Source organism: Paraburkholderia sp. EG286B (assembly GCF_040965655.1).
In the GTDB taxonomy this organism is placed as follows: Bacteria; Pseudomonadota; Gammaproteobacteria; order Burkholderiales; family Burkholderiaceae; genus Paraburkholderia.
Genome location: NZ_JBFRCF010000035.1, coordinates 14138 through 33220 on the forward strand (window position 1 = coordinate 14138; position 19083 = coordinate 33220).

The 19083-nt window shown below is 62.4% G+C and carries 18 protein-coding genes and 1 riboswitch; of the genes, 5 read left to right on the plus strand and 13 right to left on the minus strand.

Features of this window, described 5'->3' with window-relative positions; genetic code table 11:
* Nucleotides 1-86: 86 nt before the first annotated feature.
* The 3 genes from AB4Y42_RS39340 to AB4Y42_RS39350 form a co-directional block, all read right to left on the minus strand.
* The gene (locus AB4Y42_RS39340; protein ID WP_368697312.1) at nt 87-1187 is read right to left on the minus strand and encodes an ABC transporter substrate-binding protein; all 1101 of its coding nucleotides are present in this window, start codon (nt 1185-1187) and stop codon (nt 87-89) included.
* A 277-nt stretch (nt 1188-1464) separates the two neighbouring features.
* The gene (locus AB4Y42_RS39345) at nt 1465-3045 is read right to left on the minus strand and encodes an aldehyde dehydrogenase (NADP(+)) (protein ID WP_368697287.1); all 1581 of its coding nucleotides are present in this window, start codon (nt 3043-3045) and stop codon (nt 1465-1467) included.
* A 29-nt stretch (nt 3046-3074) separates the two neighbouring features.
* Complete coding sequence (locus tag AB4Y42_RS39350; protein ID WP_368697288.1) at nt 3075-4022, minus strand: dihydrodipicolinate synthase family protein; 948 nt, start codon at nt 4020-4022, stop codon at nt 3075-3077.
* A gap of 314 nt (nt 4023-4336) precedes the next feature.
* Between AB4Y42_RS39350 and AB4Y42_RS39355 the strand changes: the two genes are divergently transcribed.
* From AB4Y42_RS39355 to AB4Y42_RS39370, 4 genes are all read left to right on the plus strand, one after another.
* The gene (locus AB4Y42_RS39355; protein ID WP_368691998.1) at nt 4337-5086 is read left to right on the plus strand and encodes a gluconate 2-dehydrogenase subunit 3 family protein; all 750 of its coding nucleotides are present in this window, start codon (nt 4337-4339) and stop codon (nt 5084-5086) included.
* Nucleotides 5087-6862 carry a GMC family oxidoreductase gene (locus AB4Y42_RS39360; protein WP_368691999.1) on the plus strand — a complete coding sequence of 592 codons (1776 nt, stop codon included), beginning with the start codon at nt 5087-5089 and terminating at the stop codon, nt 6860-6862.
* 74 nt (nt 6863-6936) lie between these two features.
* Nucleotides 6937-8208 carry a c-type cytochrome gene (locus tag AB4Y42_RS39365; RefSeq protein WP_368692063.1) on the plus strand — a complete coding sequence of 424 codons (1272 nt, stop codon included), beginning with the start codon at nt 6937-6939 and terminating at the stop codon, nt 8206-8208.
* A 129-nt stretch (nt 8209-8337) separates the two neighbouring features.
* On the plus strand, nt 8338-9531 hold the full coding sequence (locus AB4Y42_RS39370) for a porin (protein WP_368692064.1): 1194 nt from the start codon (nt 8338-8340) through the stop codon (nt 9529-9531).
* 92 nt (nt 9532-9623) lie between these two features.
* Here AB4Y42_RS39370 and AB4Y42_RS39375 read toward each other — a convergent pair whose 3' ends face one another.
* Both AB4Y42_RS39375 and AB4Y42_RS39380 read right to left on the minus strand, forming a co-directional pair.
* Entirely contained in the window at nt 9624-9842 is a 219-nt protein-coding gene (locus AB4Y42_RS39375; RefSeq protein WP_028207581.1) for a hypothetical protein, read from the minus strand.
* An 87-nt stretch (nt 9843-9929) separates the two neighbouring features.
* Complete coding sequence (locus tag AB4Y42_RS39380; protein WP_368692000.1) at nt 9930-10736, minus strand: helix-turn-helix domain-containing protein; 807 nt, start codon at nt 10734-10736, stop codon at nt 9930-9932.
* 1092 nt (nt 10737-11828) lie between these two features.
* A riboswitch (ZMP/ZTP riboswitch) is annotated at nt 11829-11911 on the plus strand.
* Between the two features lie 168 nt (nt 11912-12079).
* Between AB4Y42_RS39380 and AB4Y42_RS39385 the strand changes: the two genes are divergently transcribed.
* Nucleotides 12080-12928 (plus strand): tetrahydrofolate dehydrogenase/cyclohydrolase catalytic domain-containing protein, encoded by an 849-nt coding sequence (locus AB4Y42_RS39385; protein WP_368697289.1) that lies wholly within the window; start codon nt 12080-12082, stop codon nt 12926-12928.
* Between the two features lie 208 nt (nt 12929-13136).
* Here AB4Y42_RS39385 and AB4Y42_RS39390 read toward each other — a convergent pair whose 3' ends face one another.
* The 8 genes from AB4Y42_RS39390 to AB4Y42_RS39425 all read right to left on the minus strand — a co-directional run bounded on the left by AB4Y42_RS39390 (nt 13137) and on the right by AB4Y42_RS39425 (nt 18788).
* On the minus strand, nt 13137-14960 hold the full coding sequence (locus AB4Y42_RS39390) for an AIPR family protein (RefSeq protein ID WP_368697290.1): 1824 nt from the start codon (nt 14958-14960) through the stop codon (nt 13137-13139).
* A gap of 249 nt (nt 14961-15209) precedes the next feature.
* Nucleotides 15210-15773 carry an HAD domain-containing protein gene (locus AB4Y42_RS39395; RefSeq protein ID WP_368697291.1) on the minus strand — a complete coding sequence of 188 codons (564 nt, stop codon included), beginning with the start codon at nt 15771-15773 and terminating at the stop codon, nt 15210-15212.
* A 117-nt stretch (nt 15774-15890) separates the two neighbouring features.
* Entirely contained in the window at nt 15891-16928 is a 1038-nt protein-coding gene (locus AB4Y42_RS39400; protein ID WP_368697292.1) for a helix-turn-helix domain-containing protein, read from the minus strand.
* Nucleotides 16929-17101: 173 nt separating this feature from the next.
* A complete protein-coding gene (locus AB4Y42_RS39405) occupies nt 17102-17260 on the minus strand; it encodes a hypothetical protein (protein ID WP_368697293.1) in 159 nt (52 codons plus the stop codon).
* Nucleotides 17251-17592 carry a hypothetical protein gene (locus AB4Y42_RS39410; RefSeq protein ID WP_368697294.1) on the minus strand — a complete coding sequence of 114 codons (342 nt, stop codon included), beginning with the start codon at nt 17590-17592 and terminating at the stop codon, nt 17251-17253. Before AB4Y42_RS39410 ends, AB4Y42_RS39405 begins: the two co-directional genes overlap by 10 nt.
* Nucleotides 17555-17830, minus strand: a complete 276-nt coding sequence (locus AB4Y42_RS39415) for an MbcA/ParS/Xre antitoxin family protein (protein WP_368697295.1) — start codon at nt 17828-17830, stop codon at nt 17555-17557. The genes AB4Y42_RS39410 and AB4Y42_RS39415 overlap by 38 nt, the downstream gene beginning before the upstream one ends.
* 52 nt (nt 17831-17882) lie before the next feature.
* Entirely contained in the window at nt 17883-18461 is a 579-nt protein-coding gene (locus AB4Y42_RS39420; RefSeq protein ID WP_368697296.1) for an HAD domain-containing protein, read from the minus strand.
* Between the two features lie 12 nt (nt 18462-18473).
* Entirely contained in the window at nt 18474-18788 is a 315-nt protein-coding gene (locus AB4Y42_RS39425) for a hypothetical protein (RefSeq protein WP_368697313.1), read from the minus strand.
* Between the last annotated feature and the right edge of the window lie 295 nt (nt 18789-19083).

The following is a 19083-nucleotide window of genomic DNA, read 5'->3' on the forward strand; positions in this document are numbered from 1 at the left end:
CAACTACGTACGAATGAAACGCGGACGGCGCTCAAACCGAATGGGGTACGCAAGCACCGTCCGTCCATTGCTGATTCTTCCTCTCGTTACTGCGACTTCTGCGAACCGACTTCGCGGTCCCATTTCTGGAACGCCGCGACCATCGCCTGGGCCGAAAGCGGCTGGACATGCGGATAGGCCGCGAGCCACTTCGCGTACTCGGGACGGCCGTACTTCGCGATCACGTCCTGGCTTTCCTTCGGCGCCATCTGCAGCGTGACATCCTTCACTGCCGGGCCCGGATAGAAGTAGCCGTCGTCATAGGTCATGGCCTGCTGCTGCGGCTCGAGCATGAAGTTCATGAGCTTGAGCAGCACCGCGAGCTTCTCTTTCGAAACGCCCTTCGGCACGACCATGTAATGGGCGTCGTTCACCCACGTCATGTTGTTGAACGCCTGCACCTTGAAGTCGGCCGGCACGATGCCGAGCGCGCGCGGGTTGATGTCCCAGCCCGTCACGGTCACCGTCATGTCGCGCGTGCCTTCGCCCAGCTCCTTCATCACCGCCGAGGTGCCGCCCGGGTAGTACGGCACGCACGAGTTCAGCTCCTTCAGGTATGCCCAGGTCTTGTCCCAGCCTTTGATCGGGTCTTGCGGGTTCTTGTCGCCGAGCAGGTACGGCAGGCCCATCAGGAACGTGCGGCCCGGACCCGAGTTGGCCGGACGTGCATAGATCAGCTTGCCGGGATTCGCCTTGCACCACGCCAGCAGTTCCTGCGGCGTTTGCGGCGGCCTGGCGACCTTGGCCGGGTTGTATTCGATCAGCGGACCGGCCGGCATGTACGACACTTCGAGGCCGTAGCCTTGCGCCAGGTCCTGCATCTTGCGCGGACCCGGCGCGTACTTGTCGAGCACGCCCGGCAGCGCGGCCTGCTGATCGGGCAGCAGCTTCATCCACAAATTCTGTTCGATGCCGGCGGCGAGCGCGTCGGTGCCTGTCAGCACGAGATCGATGTCGGCGCGGCCGGCGGCCTGCATGGCCTTGATCTTGCCAGGCAACTGCGGCGCGGGCGCGTTGGTGTAGGTGATGTTGGAGACGAGATTCGGGTTTTTCGCCTTGAACGCTTCGAAGGCCTTCTGCGTGAGCTGCAGGTTGCCGGCCACGTCGACTATGTTCAGGGAAACGGGATCGGCCTTTGCCGCGCTCATGCCGAGCGCCGCGGCGGCCGCCACACACACGGCCAGCACGCTGGCCTTCAAGCGTCCATCGAACATCGCATCTCCTCACATCTGTTTATGGAATTTGTTCTACGCGACCCGTTGATTCTTGTATTTTCAAAGCCGGACACAGGATGCCGAACCACGCATCAAGTTGTCAAGCAACGTCAGGCTCTTTGTGAGGCTACTGTGGGCCTCTTGTCGGAATCCGCCTGGAGGAAGCGCCTGCAAGGCTTCTGCAGGCGCTTTCCCGACCGCTTTCGCGGGATTACTGCTTCACCAGTTCCCCGTCGCGCAAACGCCACAGCGCGAGCGGATTGTCGTTCTGCAGTGTGACCGGCAAAAGTTCGGCCGGCAGGTCCTGGTAGCAGACCGGACGCAGGAAGCGCTCGATCGCCATCGCGCCCACCGAAGTCGAGCGCGCGTCTGAGGTGGCCGGGAACGGGCCGCCGTGAACCATCGCATACGAGACTTCGACGCCCGTCGGGAAGCCGTTCGCGAGAATGCGGCCGGCCTTGCGCTCGAGAATCGGCAGGAGGCGCGCGGCGATCGCGTAGTCGTCGCGGTCGATGTGCAGCGTCGCCGTGAGCTGGCCTTCGAGGTGCTCCGCCACGCGCGCGAGTTCGGCTTCGTCGCGGCACGCCACGACAACCGAGGTCGGCCCGAAGATCTCGTCCGACAACGCGTGCTCGGCGAGGAACTGCTCGGCGCTCGCCTTGAAGAGGACCGGCAGCGCGTCGCAATGCGCGTCCGTCTTCGTGCCTTCGGCCAGATTCTCGATGCCCGGCAGCTGCTTGCGCGCCACTACCGCTTCGCCATACGTCGAGGCGATGCCGGCCGTCAGCATGCTTTGCGAGGGCTTCTGCGTGAGCGCGGCGCTCGCCGCCTTCACGAAGCGGTCGAGTTCCGGCGAGTCGATCGCGAGCACGAGGCCCGGGTTCGTGCAGAACTGGCCCACGCCCAGCGTGAGCGAATCGACGAAGCCCTGCGCGAGCGCGTCGCCGCGTGCAGCCAGCGCCGCGGGCAGCACGAACATCGGGTTGATGCTGCTCATTTCGGCGTAGACCGGAATCGGCTCGGGGCGCGTGGCCGCGATGTGCGAAAGCGCGAGACCGCCGCGGCGCGAGCCCGTGAAGCCCACGGCCTTGATGGCCGGGTGCGCCACGAGCGTTTCGCCCGCTTCGTTGCCGCCGCCGAAGACGAGCGAGAACACGCCTTCGGGCAGGCCGACGGCAGCTACGGCCTGCTGGATCGCGCGGCCCACGAGTTCCGAGGTGCCCGGATGCGCCAGGTGCGCCTTCACGACGACCGGGCAGCCGGCGGCCAGCGCCGAAGCCGTATCGCCGCCCGCCACCGAAAACGCCAGCGGGAAGTTGCTCGCGCCGAACACGGCCACCGGGCCGAGCGGGATGCGATGCGCGCGCAGGTCCGAGCGCGGCAGCGGCTTGCGCTCGGGCAGCGCCGAGTCGAGCACGGCGCCGCACCAGCGGCCGTCGCGCACGAGCGATGCGAAAAGACGCAGCTGGCCGACCGTGCGGCCGCGCTCGCCTTCGAGGCGCGCCTTGGGCAGCGCCGATTCGAGATGCGCGCGCTCGATCAGCGCGTCGCCGATACCGAGAATGCGTTCGGCGATCGCTTCAAGCAGGCGCGCACGCGTTTCGTGCGGCGCGGCGCGGACGGCGTCGAACGCCTGCGCCGCGAGTTCACAGGCGCGCGCGACTTCGGCCTTGCCGCCGAGGCCGAAAGAAGGCTCGATCTCCTGGCCGAGCGCGGGCGCGAAGGCGCGCATCTCGCCCGCCTCGCCGCGCACCGCTTGCGCGCCCAACAACATGGCTCCAGTAATCTGCATGTTCGCTCCGTTCAAATGCTATCTGCCATTTATGCGCTGGCGGTCTGGGCCGTTGCGGCCAGATTCTGCTCGAACGCGAGCAGCGCCCTGGCCGCGTCGCCGATCGCCGGCAGCGCCTCAGCGGGCGACTGCGAGAGCAGCGGCAGGATCGGACCCATGTCGGCAATGCCCGAGAGCGTCACGGCGTCATGCAGCACGCGGATGAGCGAGATGTTGTCGCGCAGCGTTTCGAGCGGCATGAAGGCATCGTAGAGGCGCTGGGCTTCTTCCGCACGGCCCTCCTTCGCGGCCTTCAGGAGCGCCATGATGGCGCTCGAAGCGATACAGCCCGAGCCCGTGGTCCAGGCAGCCAGACCGAAGTCGCGCACGTGGACCAGCGCCGGACGCTCGCCCATGCCCGAGACGACCTTCGAGGCCGGCACGCGTTCCAGCAGGCGGCGCAGATACGGATCGTTCGCCGGGTCCTTGCGCACGATGGCGTACTTCACCGCAATGAGCGTGCCGCGGTCGATCAGGCGCACGAGCGTGTCGACGTCGACATAGTCTTCGCTCTTGATATAGAGCGTGAGCGGAATGCCGGCGGTGTCGGCGATACGCGCGAGACCGGCTTCGACGCCTGCGGGCGTGGTGAAGCCGGAGAGCGGCAGCACCATGGCCGTCTTGTATTGCGTTTGCGCGAGGATGCGCGCCTGGTCGAGCATCTTGCCGTAGTCGGGGCCGATGGCCGGAATCACGCGCGTTTCGGGCGCGGTGAGGCCGGCGAGCATGTCAAGCAACTCGCGGAATTCGCTCACGGCGACGTGGTACAGATTCGCATTGCCGCCGTACAGCAGCGTGCGAATACCGCCCGCTTCCATATGGCGGATCAACTTGCGGTTCTGTTCGACGTCGAGGGAGAAGTCGGGGCGGCGTGCGAGCGGCGGCACTGCCATCACAGTCGAGGCGAATTCGCTCTCGACAATCGGGGACACGTTCATGAGGCCTCGTGCTTGGGATGGAGGGTTGTCAATACCGTGCACAGTAGCACCCGCCCACCGTAGTTGTCAAACAACTTGCTCCATTTGTTAGGGTTTGTTCGGAGGGTATGACAACCGCGGTCCGCCCGCCCTTGCGCGCCCGGCACCGGCCCCGTATAGGAATATTGTAGAATCGCGCTCCAATCGTGGAACCGGTTCCATTTACCATCTCCGTTCCGTTCCGTGCCGCTGCCGCGGATGTCACGCGCAGCGCACAAGATGGCTACGCGGACACGGCCGAACCACACCGCGCCGAACTCATACAGAATCCCACAATGTCTGAATCTCCTCTCACGACACGCCGCGGTTTCCTGCGCACGGCAGCGGTGCTCGTGCCCGCCGGCGCGCTGGCGGGCTGCGAGGGCGGCAAGCAGCCGTCAAGCGAAACCACTGCGGCCGGCAGCGCCGCCTCTGCGCCCAACGCCAGGCCAGAAGCCGCGCAGGCCGTCGCCTACAAGCCGCGCTTCTTCGACGCGCGCGAGTGGGCCTTCGTCGAAGCCGCCACCGACCGTCTGATTCCCGCCGATTCCGAAGGCCCCGGCGCGCTGGAAACCGGCGTGCCCGAATTCATCGACCGGCAGATGGACACGCCCTACGCCCACGGCGCGCTCTGGTACATGCAGGGGCCGTTCCAGCAAGGCGTGCCCGAACTCGGCTATCAGTTGAAGCTCGTGCCGCGCGACATCTACCGGCTCGGCATCAAGGCCGTGAACGCGTACTGCACGAAGGCCTACGGCAAGGACTTCGACGCGCTCGACGCCAGCACGCGCGACAGCGTGCTGGCCGCGCTCGAAGCGGGCAAGGTCGAACTGGACGGCGTGCCGGCCTCCGTGTTCTTCGGCCAGTTGCTGCAGAACACGCGCGAAGGCTACTTCTGCGACCCGATCCACGGCGGCAACCGCAACATGGCCGCGTGGAAGATGATCGGCTTCCCCGGCGCCCGCGCCGACTTCATGGATTTCGTGAACCAGAACGGCAAGCCCTATCCGTACGGCCCGGTCTCGATCAACGGGGAGCGTACGTAAATGGCAATCAAGAAACCTCACGTCGATGCCGTCGTGGTCGGCTTCGGCTGGACCGGCGCGATCCTCTCGAAGGAACTGACCGAAGCGGGTCTGAAGGTGGTGGCGCTCGAGCGCGGCGAGTATCGCGACACCTACCCGGACGGCGCGTACCCCAACACCATCGACGAGCTCACGTACAACATCCGCAAGAAGCTCTTTCTCGACCTTTCGAAGACCACTGTCTCGATCCGCCACGGCGTGAACGACACGGCCCTGCCCTACCGCCAGCTCGCCGCGTTTCTGCCCGGTGAAGGCGTAGGCGGCGCGGGCCTGCACTGGTCGGGCGTGCATTTCCGCATCACGCCCGAAGAGCTGCGCCTGAAGAGCCACTACGAAGAGCGCTACGGCAAGAAGTTCATCCCCGCAGGCATGACGATCCAGGACTACGGCGTCACCTACGACGAACTGGAGCCGCACTTCGACTTCGCGGAGAAGGTGTTCGGCACCTCGGGCCAGGCGTACAAGGTGAAGGGCAACGTGGTCGGCGACGGCAATGTGTTCGAAGCCGCGCGCAGCGACAATTTCCCGTTGCCCGCGCAACTGAATACTTATTCGGCGCAGCGCTTCTTCGACGCGTCGAAGTCTCTCGGCCTGCATCCCTACCGCCTGCCTTCGGCGAACACGTCGGGGCCCTACACGAACCCCTACGGCGTGCAGATGGGCCCGTGCAACTTCTGCGGCTTTTGCAGCGGTTACGCGTGCTACATGTACTCGAAGGCTTCGCCGAATCTCAACATCCTGCCCGCGCTGAAGCAGGAAAAGCACTTCGAACTGCGCTCGAAATGCCACGTGCTGCGCGTCGAACTCGACGACACCAAAAAGCGCGCCACGGGCGTGACGTATATCGATCCGGCAGGCCAGGAAGTGTTCCAGCCTGCGGACCTCGTGATCGTCTCGGCGTTCCAGTATCACAACGTGCACCTGCTGCTGCTCTCGGGCATCGGCAAGCCCTATGACCCGGTGTCGGGCGAAGGCGTGGTGGGCCGCAACTTCGCGTACCAGAACCTCTCGACCATCACGGCGTTCTTCGACAAGGACACGTGGACGAATCCGTTCATCGGCGCGGGCGGCAACGGCGTGGCCGTGGACGACTTCAACGCCGACAACTTCGACCACGGGCCGCTCGGGTTCGTGGGCGGCTCGCCGCTCTGGGTGAACCAGGCGGGGGTGAAGCCGATCAGCGGCATCGCCACGCCCGCGGGCACGCCGAACTGGGGCGCCGGGTGGAAGAAGGCCGTGAAGGACCACTACGCGCACACCATTTCGATGGACGCGCACGGCTCCAACATGTCGTACCGCGACGTGTACCTCGACCTCGATCCGACCTATCGCGATTCGTACGGCCAGCCGCTCCTGCGCATGACCTTCGACTGGAAGGACAACGACATCAAGATGGCGCAGTACGTGACGGGCCAGATGCAGAAGATCGCCGAGGCGATGGGCCCGAAGGCCATCAACGTCTACACGCGCGAATTCGGCGTGCACTTCGACTCGCGCCGCTATCAGACCACTCACCTCGTGGGCGGTGCCGTGATGGGCACCGATCCGAACACCAGTGTCATCAACCGCTATCTGCAGAGCTGGGATGTGCCCAATGTGTTCGTGATGGGCGCCTCCGCGTTCCCGCAGGGGATCGGGTACAACCCGACCGGCCTCGTCGCCGCCCTCGCCTACTGGAGTGCGAAAGCCATTCGCAACCAGTATCTGAAGAACCCCGGCCCCCTGGTGAGCGTGTGAGGAGCCGCATGAAGAAGAATATTTTTTTGATGTGCGCGAACGTTGCACGCGCAACTTTTACGTATGCGGCTTTCATGGCATTTTCGGCGCACGCGGCTGAGCAACCGAACGCCGCGCTCGTCGCGCATGGCGAATACCTCGCCCGCGCCGGCGACTGCATTGCCTGCCACACGACACTGGGCGGCAAGCCCTTCGCGGGCGGCCTGAAGTTCGACACGCCGATCGGCGCGATCTACTCGACCAACATTACGCCCGACGCCCGGAGCGGCATCGGCAAGTGGAGCTACGACGACTTCGCCAGGGCGGTGCGCCAGGGCGTGCGACCGAATGGCGAAACGCTCTACCCCGCGATGCCCTATCCCTCGTACGCGCGGCTCTCCGATGACGACATGAAGGCGCTCTACGCGTACTTCATGCATGGCGTCGGGCCCGTGCAGGCGCAGAACCGCGCCGTTGACATTCCATGGCCACTCTCGATGCGCTGGCCGCTCGGCGCCTGGCGCGTGCTGTTCGCGCCGAAGGTGCAGGCGTTCGACGGCTCGCATTACAACGATGCGATCGTCGCGCGCGGCGCGTATCTCGTGCAGGGCCTCGGCCACTGCGGCGCGTGCCACACGCCGCGCGCACGCACGATGCAGGAACTCGCGCTCACCGACCTCGAAGGCGACGACTTCCTCGCAGGCGGCGGCCCGATCGACGGCTGGGTCCCCTCCAGTCTGCGCGGCAACCCGCGCACGGGCCTCGGCAACTGGAGCGAGGACGACATCGTGCAGTTCCTCAAGTCGGGCCGCAATCTGCATACGGCCGCCTTCGGCGGCATGACCGACGTGGTTCAGCACAGCATGCAGCACATGAACGACGCGGACCTGCTCGCCATCGCGCGCTACCTCAAGACGCTGCCCTCCAGCGACCCGAAGGAAACCGCGTACGCCTACGATCCCGTGGCCGCGCACAAGCTGCAAAACGGCGACGCGAGCGCACGCGGCGCAGCCGTCTATCGCGACAACTGCATGGCCTGCCACCGCAGCGACGGACGCGGCTACACGCGCGTCTTCCCGGCGCTCGGCGGCAACCCGGTCGTGCAGGGCAAGGACCCCACTTCGCTGATTCACGTGCTGCTAGCAGGCAGCGCGCTCGAAGGCACGCAATCCGCGCCGTCGTCGTTCACGATGCCGCCGTTCGGCTGGCGTCTGTCCGACCAGGAAGTGGCCGACGTGTCCACCTTCGTGCGTGCGAGCTGGGGCAACACTGGCGCGCCAGTGAGCGCCGCAGACGTCGCGAAGGTCCGCAAGACCATCACCGTGAGCACGCCGGGGCTGCCGCCTGGCGCAACGCTCAAGCGCTAACGCGCCCCGCGCAGCCCTTTTCCCTCCCCGCGTTTCATGCCTGCAGTCTCGTTCGCGAGACCGCAGGCGTGTGCGCGCAAAACCAGAAATCGCTCAACAGGCGATCTTTAGACGTTGATACAACAAATGATGAGAAAACACCTGCTCGCCGCACCAGTCCTGTTCTCGCTCGCCGGCATCGCCTCGGCGCAAGGCTCGGTCACGCTGTATGGCATTGCCGACGCCGGCATCACGTATCGCAGCAACGAGCGCACCGGCACCACCGGCGCTTACACGGGCCATTCGAACGTGGGCCTCTCCACCGGCAACCTCTCGGGCAGCCGCTGGGGCATCAAGGGCAAGGAAGACCTGGGCAACGGGCTCGCGGCCATCTTCCTGCTCGAAGACGGCTTCGACATCACGAACGGCACCTCGGGCCAGAGCGGGCGCCTGTTCGGCCGCCAGGCCTTCGTGGGCCTCTCGGACCAGCGTTACGGCGCGCTCACCATGGGCCGCCAGTACACCTCGCTCGACGACTTCGTCGGGCCGGTCGCGCCCGTGAACTTCATCGGCGGCTTCGGCGCGCATCCGGGCGACATCGACGACCTCGACCAGACCACGCGCGTGGACAACTCGATCAAGTACACGAGCGCGAACTACGGGGGCTTCACATTCGGCGCGCTGTACGGTTTCGGCGGCCAGGCGGGCAGCATGAAGCGCAAGAACACCTGGAGCGTGGGCGCGGGCTATACGAACGGCCCGCTGCGCATGGGCGTGGGGTATGAGCGCTCGGACAACAGCAAGACCGGCCTCGACGATCCCACCTACGGCAAGTGGCAAGGCACGTACGACGGCACGTTCAACTCGTCGATCAACGAAGGCTATGCGAGCGCGCAATCGCAACAGGTGGTGGCCGCGGGCGCGACGTGGGACTTCGGTCCCGCCGTGGTCGGCGTGAACTACAGCAACGTGCAATATCGCTCGGGCGCGAATTCGCTGTTCGCTGGCAATGCGATCTTCAATATCGCGGGCATCTTCACGCAGTGGAACGTGCAGCCGCGCACGCATCTGTTCGCGGGCTACAGCTATACGCGCGGCAGCGCCGTGGAAGGCGTGGATCAAGATGCGCAGTACCACAACGTTTCAGTGGGTGCGACTTACGATCTCTCGACGCGCTCGACGGTGTACCTGCTGGCGGGCTACCAGCATGCATCGGGCATGACGCTCGACGCCGCCGGCAATCCGGTCGCGGCAACCGCTTCGGTGTCCGACAAGGGCAACGGCCACTCGTCGGCCACGCAGTCGCAAGCCATCGTGAGCGTGGGCTTGCGTCAGAAGTTCTAGGCAAGGCAAACGCCTGATTCGTTGCTTACACAACGAAATCGCGGGTGCTCACGCCATGAGCACCCGCTTGCTTTATTCAGCCGCGCCGCCGCTCAGTGCAGCACCTCGGGCCGGTCCAGCAGACCGTAAAACTCGTCGATCGTCACGGTCGGTGCGAACTGCGAGAGTGTGGCGACGATCACGTCGTCGGTAATCGCCGATCCTGCCGCCGATTCGAGCTGAACCCCGGCCGCGGCGGCCTGGCTCTCGGCCAGCTCGAGGGCGATCGACAGGATGAAGCGTGCGTCGGTTTGGGTGAGTAGGGCTTTCATGCCCGCTCTAACGGCGCGCGCACGGGGAATCTTTAGGGTTTTGTGGGGTTTCGTGAGGGTTGGTAAGCGTTGCGCGCGACCCTATGCTCAACGCGTGCGCGCCACGAACTGCCCGGGACTCGTGCCCGTCAATCGTCGGAACATTGCGATGAAAGCCGACGACGTGGCGTACCCCAGATCCAGCGCCACGGCCTCGACGCTGCGCCCCGCATGCAGCATCGGCAGCGCGTTGACGAGGCGGATGCGCTGGCGCCATTCCGTCAACGACATGCCCAGCTCGTTTTGCGCGCGGCGCATGAGCGTGCGCTCGCTCATGTGAAATGCATCGGCAAGCTCCGCAAGCGAGCGATTGTCGGCGGGATTCTGGCGCAGCACCTGGAGGATCGCATTGAGATCGGCGTCTTCGGTGTGCGGCACGAAGCTGCCCGTGGTCGCGCAGGTCGACAGCTGATCCACGAGCACGCGCAACAGACGCGCGCGCTGCGCCTCGCCCTCCTCCTGGGCCGGCGTCACGCGCAGATGCTCGAGAATCGCGCGCACGAGCGGCGACACCATCACCGCGCAGCTCGTCGCCGGCATGCGCGTGCACAGGTCGCGGCTGATGTAGACCGAGCAATGCACGGTCTCCTGCTCGTTGAAGCCCACGTGCTCGGTGCCCGGCGCGATCCAGAGCCCGAGATGCGGCGGCGTGATGTAGTGCTCGTCCCCCGCCTTCACTTCGGTCGTGCCGCTGAACGCGTAGACGAACTCGCCCCACGGGTGGCACATCTGCGGATAGGTGGCGTGCGAAGGCATGTGCTCCATGCGGAAAAACACGGGCGTGGGCAGCACGTCGGTGAAGGGCGGCAGGCGCAGATAGCGCGCCGGGCGAGCACGGACAGGTGTTTTGGGCATGGCGGTCTGGGGCTATCGATTGTCAGTTTTGCGCTATATGCGCGCATCCCGTCGCATCAATACTACGCCCACTGCCACCAAACTTCAGCCGAATGGCTGCCCTCGGTAAATATGCTCACCTACACCAAGCAATTGTGCATATAGGCCCCTTCTCTGCCTCGGTTTCGTCAGCGTCTTGCTATTTTTACTCCGCGGTAGTAGCCAACAACTTGCATTTACAGGTCGCCCACCTCCCATCAAGCAACTTTCCCGGGAATAGCGAGCGGTTAAACAACATTCCCGCAATACGGCGATCGTTTATTCAAAACTGCAGCCGATATCGTGTCTGCTGCCGATAATCTAGCTCCCTGAACGTTGTGAGGCGCCCGCTTCTCGCTACTGCGTCTCCTTAGCAGACAAATCTACGACGCGTTCGCACGCTGATCGCAAAATCCCCCGCGGCCGGCACCGACTACAGAACCGCCAGATACTTAACGCTGATCGTTCTCGTACCGCACATACCTTCATCGAAGAACTCGTCCTCAAGGTAAGCGAGATGGAACTCAGCCGTATCAACTAGGCCGCCGCACTTGGCACAACTTTCGACAGGACCTATGTCCGGGTACCGAATCGGTACGCCCTCTTTCGCCATCACCCTATCGCGGCGTTTTTCCAAACAAACATTGGAACAGTAGCACTCCAGACCGTCCGCATCGACAGTTTCGACTTCAGGGAGTTCTTTTCCGAAGTGCACGCGCTCCCGTTGTCGAGCAATACTGAACACCCTCCCCTTGAAATGAACGTAGCATGTGAAACATTCATATTCGTCTTCCGCTATCGTCCCCATAGCGACTCTCCCGGATGCACGTTAGCGACAATAGTAGGCCAAATATTCCGTCAAGACTCTGAGCACATTCTTCGCCAAGCCGGGATAACGCCGCTTATCGCGGCAATGCTGCACACCCCGTGCACCCACCTGACCTGCAAACCGCGGCGACGCGGGAAGCGTACGACCGGTGGCAGCGACCGGACTGCCACGCCCGCCGGCTCTCCAGTCGCGGCTCCCGTTGTGCCGGACTGAACCGGTCGCGATCCCGGGGGTGCGGTAAGATATGGCATCTACGTGACTGGCGAGAACGGATGGAGCACCATCGGGGAGCGTAGACTTAGCGCCGCCGTTCGCCTGGGCATCGTGATCGTCCGTTCTGGAGACCTCCAATGATCAATGCCCGCATCTCCGTTTTATGCCTGCCTTCTCTACCGTGTGAACCACGCTCACCGGCTTTCCCGACCTTCGGATGCGTTGCCCTGCATGCGCCTGTTTCTGGACAGGCGGTGACTGGATTTCCGCAGCGGGAGGTCGCATGACGACTTTGCTTGATGGCAGGAAACTGGCCGCGCTCCACGAATGCGAATTGTCTGAACGCGTCGCTGCGCTCAAGACATGGAACGGCGGCCAGACGCCGGTACTGGCAACGATCCTCGTGGGCGATGACCCTTCGTCAGCGACCTATGTGCGCATGAAAGGCAATGCGTGCCGCCGGGTCGGCATGGACTCGCGCGCGATCACGCTGCCCTCCTCCGCGACAACCGGAGACGTCCTGTCAGAAATCGACCAGCTGAACGCTGATCCGGAGGTCCACGGCATCCTGCTCCAGCATCCGGTGCCGGGTCATGTCGACGAACGCGCCTGCTTCGACCGGATCGCTGTTGCGAAAGACGTCGATGGCGTGACCAGCCACGGCTTCGGATTGATGGCGCTCGGCGAGCCCGCTTTCGGCTCTGCCACTCCCGCTGGAATCATGCGTCTGCTTTCGCACTACCGGATCGGTGTGTCAGGCATGCGGGCCGTTATCGTGGGGCGCAGCCCGATCCTCGGAAAGCCGATGGCCCTGATGTTGTCCAATGCCAACGCGACGGTTACGTTGTGCCACTCGAAGACCGTCAATCTTGAAGCGGAGGTTCGGCGCGCGGAACTCATCGTTGGCGCGGTAGGAAAGCCCGGATTCATTCCGGGAGAGTGGATCAGTGACGGGGCTATCGTCATCGATGCGGGATACCACGTCGGCGGCATAGGGGACATTGACGCCGGCGGCCTGCTGGATCGATGTGCTGCAGTGACTCCCGTTCCGGGGGGCGTCGGCCCGATGACGATCTCAACGCTCATCTCACAGACGGTAACAGCAGCAGAGCGCGCGGCGGGGAGTGCCTGAAGGTCCGCTCGAGGCGGCTCGGGCGACCGCTTGGGGGTCGGCTACGGCTCATTGCATCGGGCAGCTGTCGGGTCTATGACACCTTCGGCTCCGACGCGGAAAACAAGCAACAACGCAACTCCCGCTCTTCTCATATGGAGCGGGTCGCCAATCGCGTACTCCTGCGATGCCTCGCAGTAACGGCGGCCTCCCGCTCCGCAGCGTTTTCTTATCCTTGTTTCCTAACTGCTTTACCCTTCTTCGCAAGCACTTGGCGTGCTGCGGTCATGGTTTCTTGAGCAAATCGAGCGCGCTTGAGTTCATCATCTGTGGGAAAACCCAAATCATCGATGATTTTTTGGCAGCGTTCAAAAGTCTTAATGTAAGACTTCGCCTCAGAATTCAATGCCTCGATCAATTTTAATGCATAGCTCTCCGCTTTTTTTGAATTAGAAGCCGGAGTATCCATCTCGCCAACGCATAGCCATTTGAAAAGCTGTATTACATGCCACCGCGCCTTAACGTAGTTTTGCGCGCCAATCTTCCGGCCGTTAATCAGCGTCTGATATTTGTATAGCGCCAAACATGCGGCATAGTAATAAGCCTCATGATCGCCCTCACGGAATAAATTATCTCCGTCACTAGCTGAGAATATCTTGGCAACGTATCTAGCCGAATTATGCGGAAGATCAAGAAACATAGCGGCATAGCACCGTGCAACTTCACGAACGTCGAAAATTCGGGTCGACTGATAACCCACGTTTTTGAATTCACCCTGTCGCCGCTCGAAATGAATATGATTCTCTTGTGCGCGCTCTTGATTCTGAATCTTGAAATACTTCTGCACTAACTTCGCTTTTCCGCGAAGCCCAAAGAATGCTTCTTTTGGTATATCTGATTGGCTGTTTGTCGCAGCTATAATGTCACTGGATGCGTCATTCTCTGGTGACTCTATGAATTTTACGACAACATTCACAGAGTCAGTCAAAAGTAATTTATTTTCATGCAGCGTACTGCTTGTTTGACAACCGTTGATAACTTGATAATTTGCAAGCTGCAGTTCCTTGGTGTTTGGCGTTAGAGTCAATTCCGGTGCGACGACGGTAATTCCATTGTTTAAGACGGAGAATAGAGATTTTTTTTCGGCATTCTGCAGAGTATTTTTTATAGCCGCATTGACGTCGTTGCCACTCCCAAGGAACGATCTGACATTTTCCTCGAATACAGATTCGCGGAGATTTCCATCAGGATCGACTAACAATGCATCAACCAAATTGCGTGCATTCACAATCGCAACGTAGGATTGCGGAATGCCAGGCATCGCAGGCATTCCAAAGTAATCTATGAGCTTGAGCTTCGCCTCATTTTTCTCGGACAGCTGGGCGTAATACCTGATCAATTCACTGCGACCAAGCGGCGTCACGTCAACGGTATGGAAAAATTCAATTTCCTTTATATAACGCTCAATAATATCGAAGGAGGCTTTGATTTCGCGCTCAGCCGAATAGACGCCCGAAGTGCAATAGTAGATCGCACAATTGGGACGTCGATTTCTAACTTTTTTCAAATTTCCAAGAACGATTTTGAAAATTTCGAGCGACTCACTGTTAAATTTCCCATTTGGCAACTTGGGATCTAGCGAGAGAAAATCTTCAAGCCCCATCTTGAAATTGGCAATTTCGTCCTTCTTGAATTGCTCGCCGCTTTTTATTTGAGTGAAAATTACATCGACAGATAAATTTGTTTTGTGAGTCTTAAATACTTCGATCGCATCATCGACTGTTGTGATTAGATCACCATCTATCAGCACAGCCAGCCCATCTATGGATGCGTCATCCTCGTCTGTGGTGACATCAGCAGGGCTGAATCGGCCAAAATAGTGTTTTGAGATTACACAATAATTACAAAATTGTTCAAACTGCTTCGAGGCAACCAGATCTTCGTATTCAAAATCCCGAGCAAGTTCTTCGACGTGATTTTTTAAAATTATGTGCATATTTGCCCGATGCGTCGTTAAATGAGAATGCCACCCGGTGTTCGTCGAGTATGCCAAGAGTGCACGTCATCATAAACCATGGAACGAATGAGATTCGACCAATTTCGATGCACCTCGCAACGTGAATTGTCGGAAACAGTCACAGGTGGACGTAGATATATGCGGATTGCATTAATATCGTGTATCGTGCGCCGTGTCCTCTGGCCTCAGCGATGGCCACCAAGAAAGTCGAACCAGTCAGGTGTCCAGCCAGCATCCGACCTTCGAGGACGCGGCTGGTGGCCTCACTGTCAGTACTGGACGCCGTCAGGCCGACCCCGTGTCAGCACCGTGAACTTTGGCGAGCCAGTCCCGGATCCGTTGTTGTGCCTGCGCGTCGCCGATGCCGCGTCGGGAGTCGAGCAGGACGAGATGTGAATCCAGCGCGAGAAAGTCCGTACTCAGATCACGTGCGCCGTAAACAGAATCATCAATCGCCAGCCAGTCCTTCAGGCGATGTTTGAACACGTACGTGCGAATGATGTAGGTCCGCGCGATGCCAATCTTCCAGTCACCGAAACGCGCCCTGTAGCCCTGCGTTGTGCCGACGACCCGCTTCGAAAGTTGCGCCGGCAGGTATGAAACCACCTGTTCAACGGACAATTTGCTGAGCCAGGAGGTGGTAAGTACGATTTCGACCTCGGGCCAGGGTTCGAGCAGGCTGACCAGCAGCGGCGCAAATTCGAACAGCGGGTTTCCAGTATCGAGGGATATCTCGCCGTTTTCGTCAAGCAATGCGTGACCGCGGTGAAGCGCTCCATCGTAGTCTACGAAGAGTGTTGGCACTGGCTCGTCCAGAACGAGCGTTCGCGGTTTTGATTCGTTGCTCAAGCGTCGGTCCCAGGCATCATGAAGACGGTTCTCAAATAGTCGCAGTGGCGTGCATGGCATCGCGGGTAGTTGCTCGCTGTCGCGCGTCAGCGCCAGAGACGCCGACGCGCACCGGTTTCACCGGGGTGCTGTGCGCGGGCCGCCCCCCATACGGGGATCTGCGCCGGCGATCCGGCGGGACAATATCTCGCCAGCGAAGGCCGCGGCACGCTCCATGGACAGCGACGGCCCCAGCAGGTCACGCACGCGGTCATCGGCGATAGCGGTCGCTGACGACAATCCCCCCGCAGTCACGACGACATCCAGCACCGGAATCTCGAACGCAAACTGTGCCGATCGTGTGATCAGCCGTGCAACGGTCTTGCGCAACTCCGTTGCAGCCATTCCGTACGAGACGGCGACGTCGACCAGTGGCCCGCGGTGCGACCCAATTCCATAACGGTGGGCAAGCAGGTCCGCATTCCGGCGAGCTCTTTTGTCCAGTGGTTGTCCCGGCCTGAGCAGGTTCCGGCCGCGGGTGGCCAGGCATTGCGCGACGCGATGGATTGCAGCTTCGAGCGTTTCTGCCTCGATGACCACGCGCCACCTGCCATCGTGCACACCCGGATGCGGCGCCGGAAGCGCCAGCAGTTGCTCTGGTGCAAGCAGGAGTGCACGCGCCCAGGCGCGAAGCCGATCTGCGGTGAGCGTCTTCGGGAACGCTCCCCCTTCCCACTGCAGGAGTGTCGGACGGGACACACCGCATGCTTGCGTCACTTCAGCGACCGAAAGGCCGAGTTCCTCGCGCAGTCGCCGTGCATGTGGGCCGAGTTCGCGGCATCGGGCGCGGGAAATCCGCGTCGGCAGGCCATCACAGCCGCGCTGGGAGGCCTGCGCATTGGCCGCGTCCAACACTGGCTCCGGCAACGGCAGCACTTCGTGATCGAGTAGCCATCCTTGTGGTACCTGCAGGGCAGCTTCCAGCGCTCGCACCATACCTTCCGCAACAGAGCCAGGCAGCCTTCCTCTCTCCCAGTGCACATAGGTCGATTCGCCCACGCCCAGCTGGCGTGCAAGTTCGCACTGCGTCAGACCTACCGCTTCCCGCCGGTCACGCAGGCGCTGCCCAATCTGTGGTACATCGGATCGTGGAAACCATTCACGCTCCCTGGTCATCCCGGTCTCCCGCCTGCGTATCTGCAATATTCATGGAAAGGACGTATGCGTCCGGTTGCAAAAACCGTGACCCTCGTGCGCCCGCATGACGTCAGCCGCGTTCAGCCGGCAAAGGCGTACGCATTGGCCCGCGCGTCATGCAGCCCATGGTGCTCGCCACCATGGCGGCCGAATTACGCGGCACGCCGCTCCCGGTCGCGACGGCCCGCGATATTCTCAATCCGCCAGCCACGCGGCAGCGTGCCGCCCAGCAGGAACCGGAACAGGCTCAACTCGGCCTTGTAGTCGTAGCAGAGCACCGGCGCGGCGTCGCCCGGCACGCTCACATCCACGCACGCAGCGCCTCGCGCAGCCGTTCAAACGGCATCGCGCGCCCCGCGAACTGGCCAGGCCGCGGCAGCACCACTGCGCGGACAATTTCGCTGCACCACGCCGGATCGAAGTCGGTACGTTCGCCGTAAAACTCGTTTCCGTTCTCGCCAGCAATGGCAAGACTGATCAGCTGGCACTGCTGGAAGTCGGTGAATTCCGTGTCGATGAAATAGCGGTTGCCCGGACTACCCTGCAGTCCGGCTGGCAGTGGCCAGAGCAACGCGCCATGGAAGCCTGTATCTGTCATGGTCCGTTCACGCGCAGAGTCCATATCGCAGATGATTGAGGACATGCACCACCTGTGCGCGCTCACCCTGTGCCAGCAGTTCAAGCGCGCTGCGTCCGCCGAATCCGGTCGTCCGGCTGGCAAGCCAGGCGGACGCGCCCGCTTCCGATTCGAACGCGCCGACAAGTACATCGACGAGGGCTGGATCCGTCTGACGCAGCGCTTCAATCGCCCGGCGCCCCGACTCCTCGAGGGCCGCATACAGTCCGGACACACGCGTCGCCAGCGTTTCGATCTGGATCATCTCAAACCTCTCCGGTCCCGCGCCCATCGTTCTCCCGTGATAAGGCGGATTATCACGGCCAGCCATTTTCCGGCCCGCGCAGCGCGGCGAGCCGAGTCTGCAGTTCCGCGAGGACCGCCGGCGCACTGATGCCCAGTACGGGGTCGGTGTGCACCAGGTGAGCCCGGCACACCGCCGGCCAGCCCGCATCATCGTCGTCGAGCGCAATCCATGCCGATGGCCGCCGCCGGCACACGTCGCCCCAGACCTGCACGCCACGCGGCACGGACTGAAACCACACAGGATCCATGCGGCCGTGGAAGGTCGCGCCGACCACGCGCCGACGCAACTCCGGCGGCAGTCGGCGGGCCACCTTGCGCACGCTGCGGAACACGCGCACCCAGCTCGTGGACAGCACAATGCGCAGTTCAGGGTACGGGTCGAGACAGCGCGCAAGCAGCGCCGCGTGTTCGAACACGACATGCCCTGGCGGCGTGGCGACGTAGGGACCATAACCCGGCCGGCGCCACACATCCTCAGGATGCAGAACCCCGTCGAAGTCGAGATACAGCACGACACATCCCCGCACACGCGGCCGCGCGTCCGGTTCCTGATTGGCCGTGCGTTGCGCCATGCCCGGATGTGCGTCCACGGCGAGCCTAGATCAGGCGCGCGCCGGTCCGGCAGGCGCTCTCGCGCCCCAGAGCCGCCTGCCGCGCGCGGGCTTTGTTGCCAGCGCGTACGGCACCGATAACGTGCGTCCCGCCGCGGTCGTGAACCGGGTCACCGTGAGCAGCAGCTTGCCTGTGCTGCGATGTTCGTACTCGGTCACCCCCACCCGGATCTCGCCAAGCGGTTCGAGCGTCCACTTGTCGACTTCCCGTGCCATCCTTGTGCTCAGTATGGCAGCGTCGCGCACGACGACCGCCCCTTCGACGAACTGCTCAAGCGTCGCAGCCGTTTCGCGCAGGTCCAGCATCACGATTGTTGGAACGGCCCGCGAGCGCGGCCGCGACACCCTGAGAATCAGGACGTCCCGCGGCAGCAGTTGCTGGACCGCTGACCATACCCCCCTGCCCGGCAACCCGCCGAAAGGCACGTTCAACGCAGGCACACGGTTACTTTCACACGTCAAAAACATACAGCCACGACCTCAAACGCTTTCTCTATCAACTTGACGGCCTGCGGCCGCGCCAGGCTCCCCAAGAGAATCACCCCCTCCCGAGAACACAACACCACGAAAAACCTGCCAAACCCGGACCACACATAGGTTT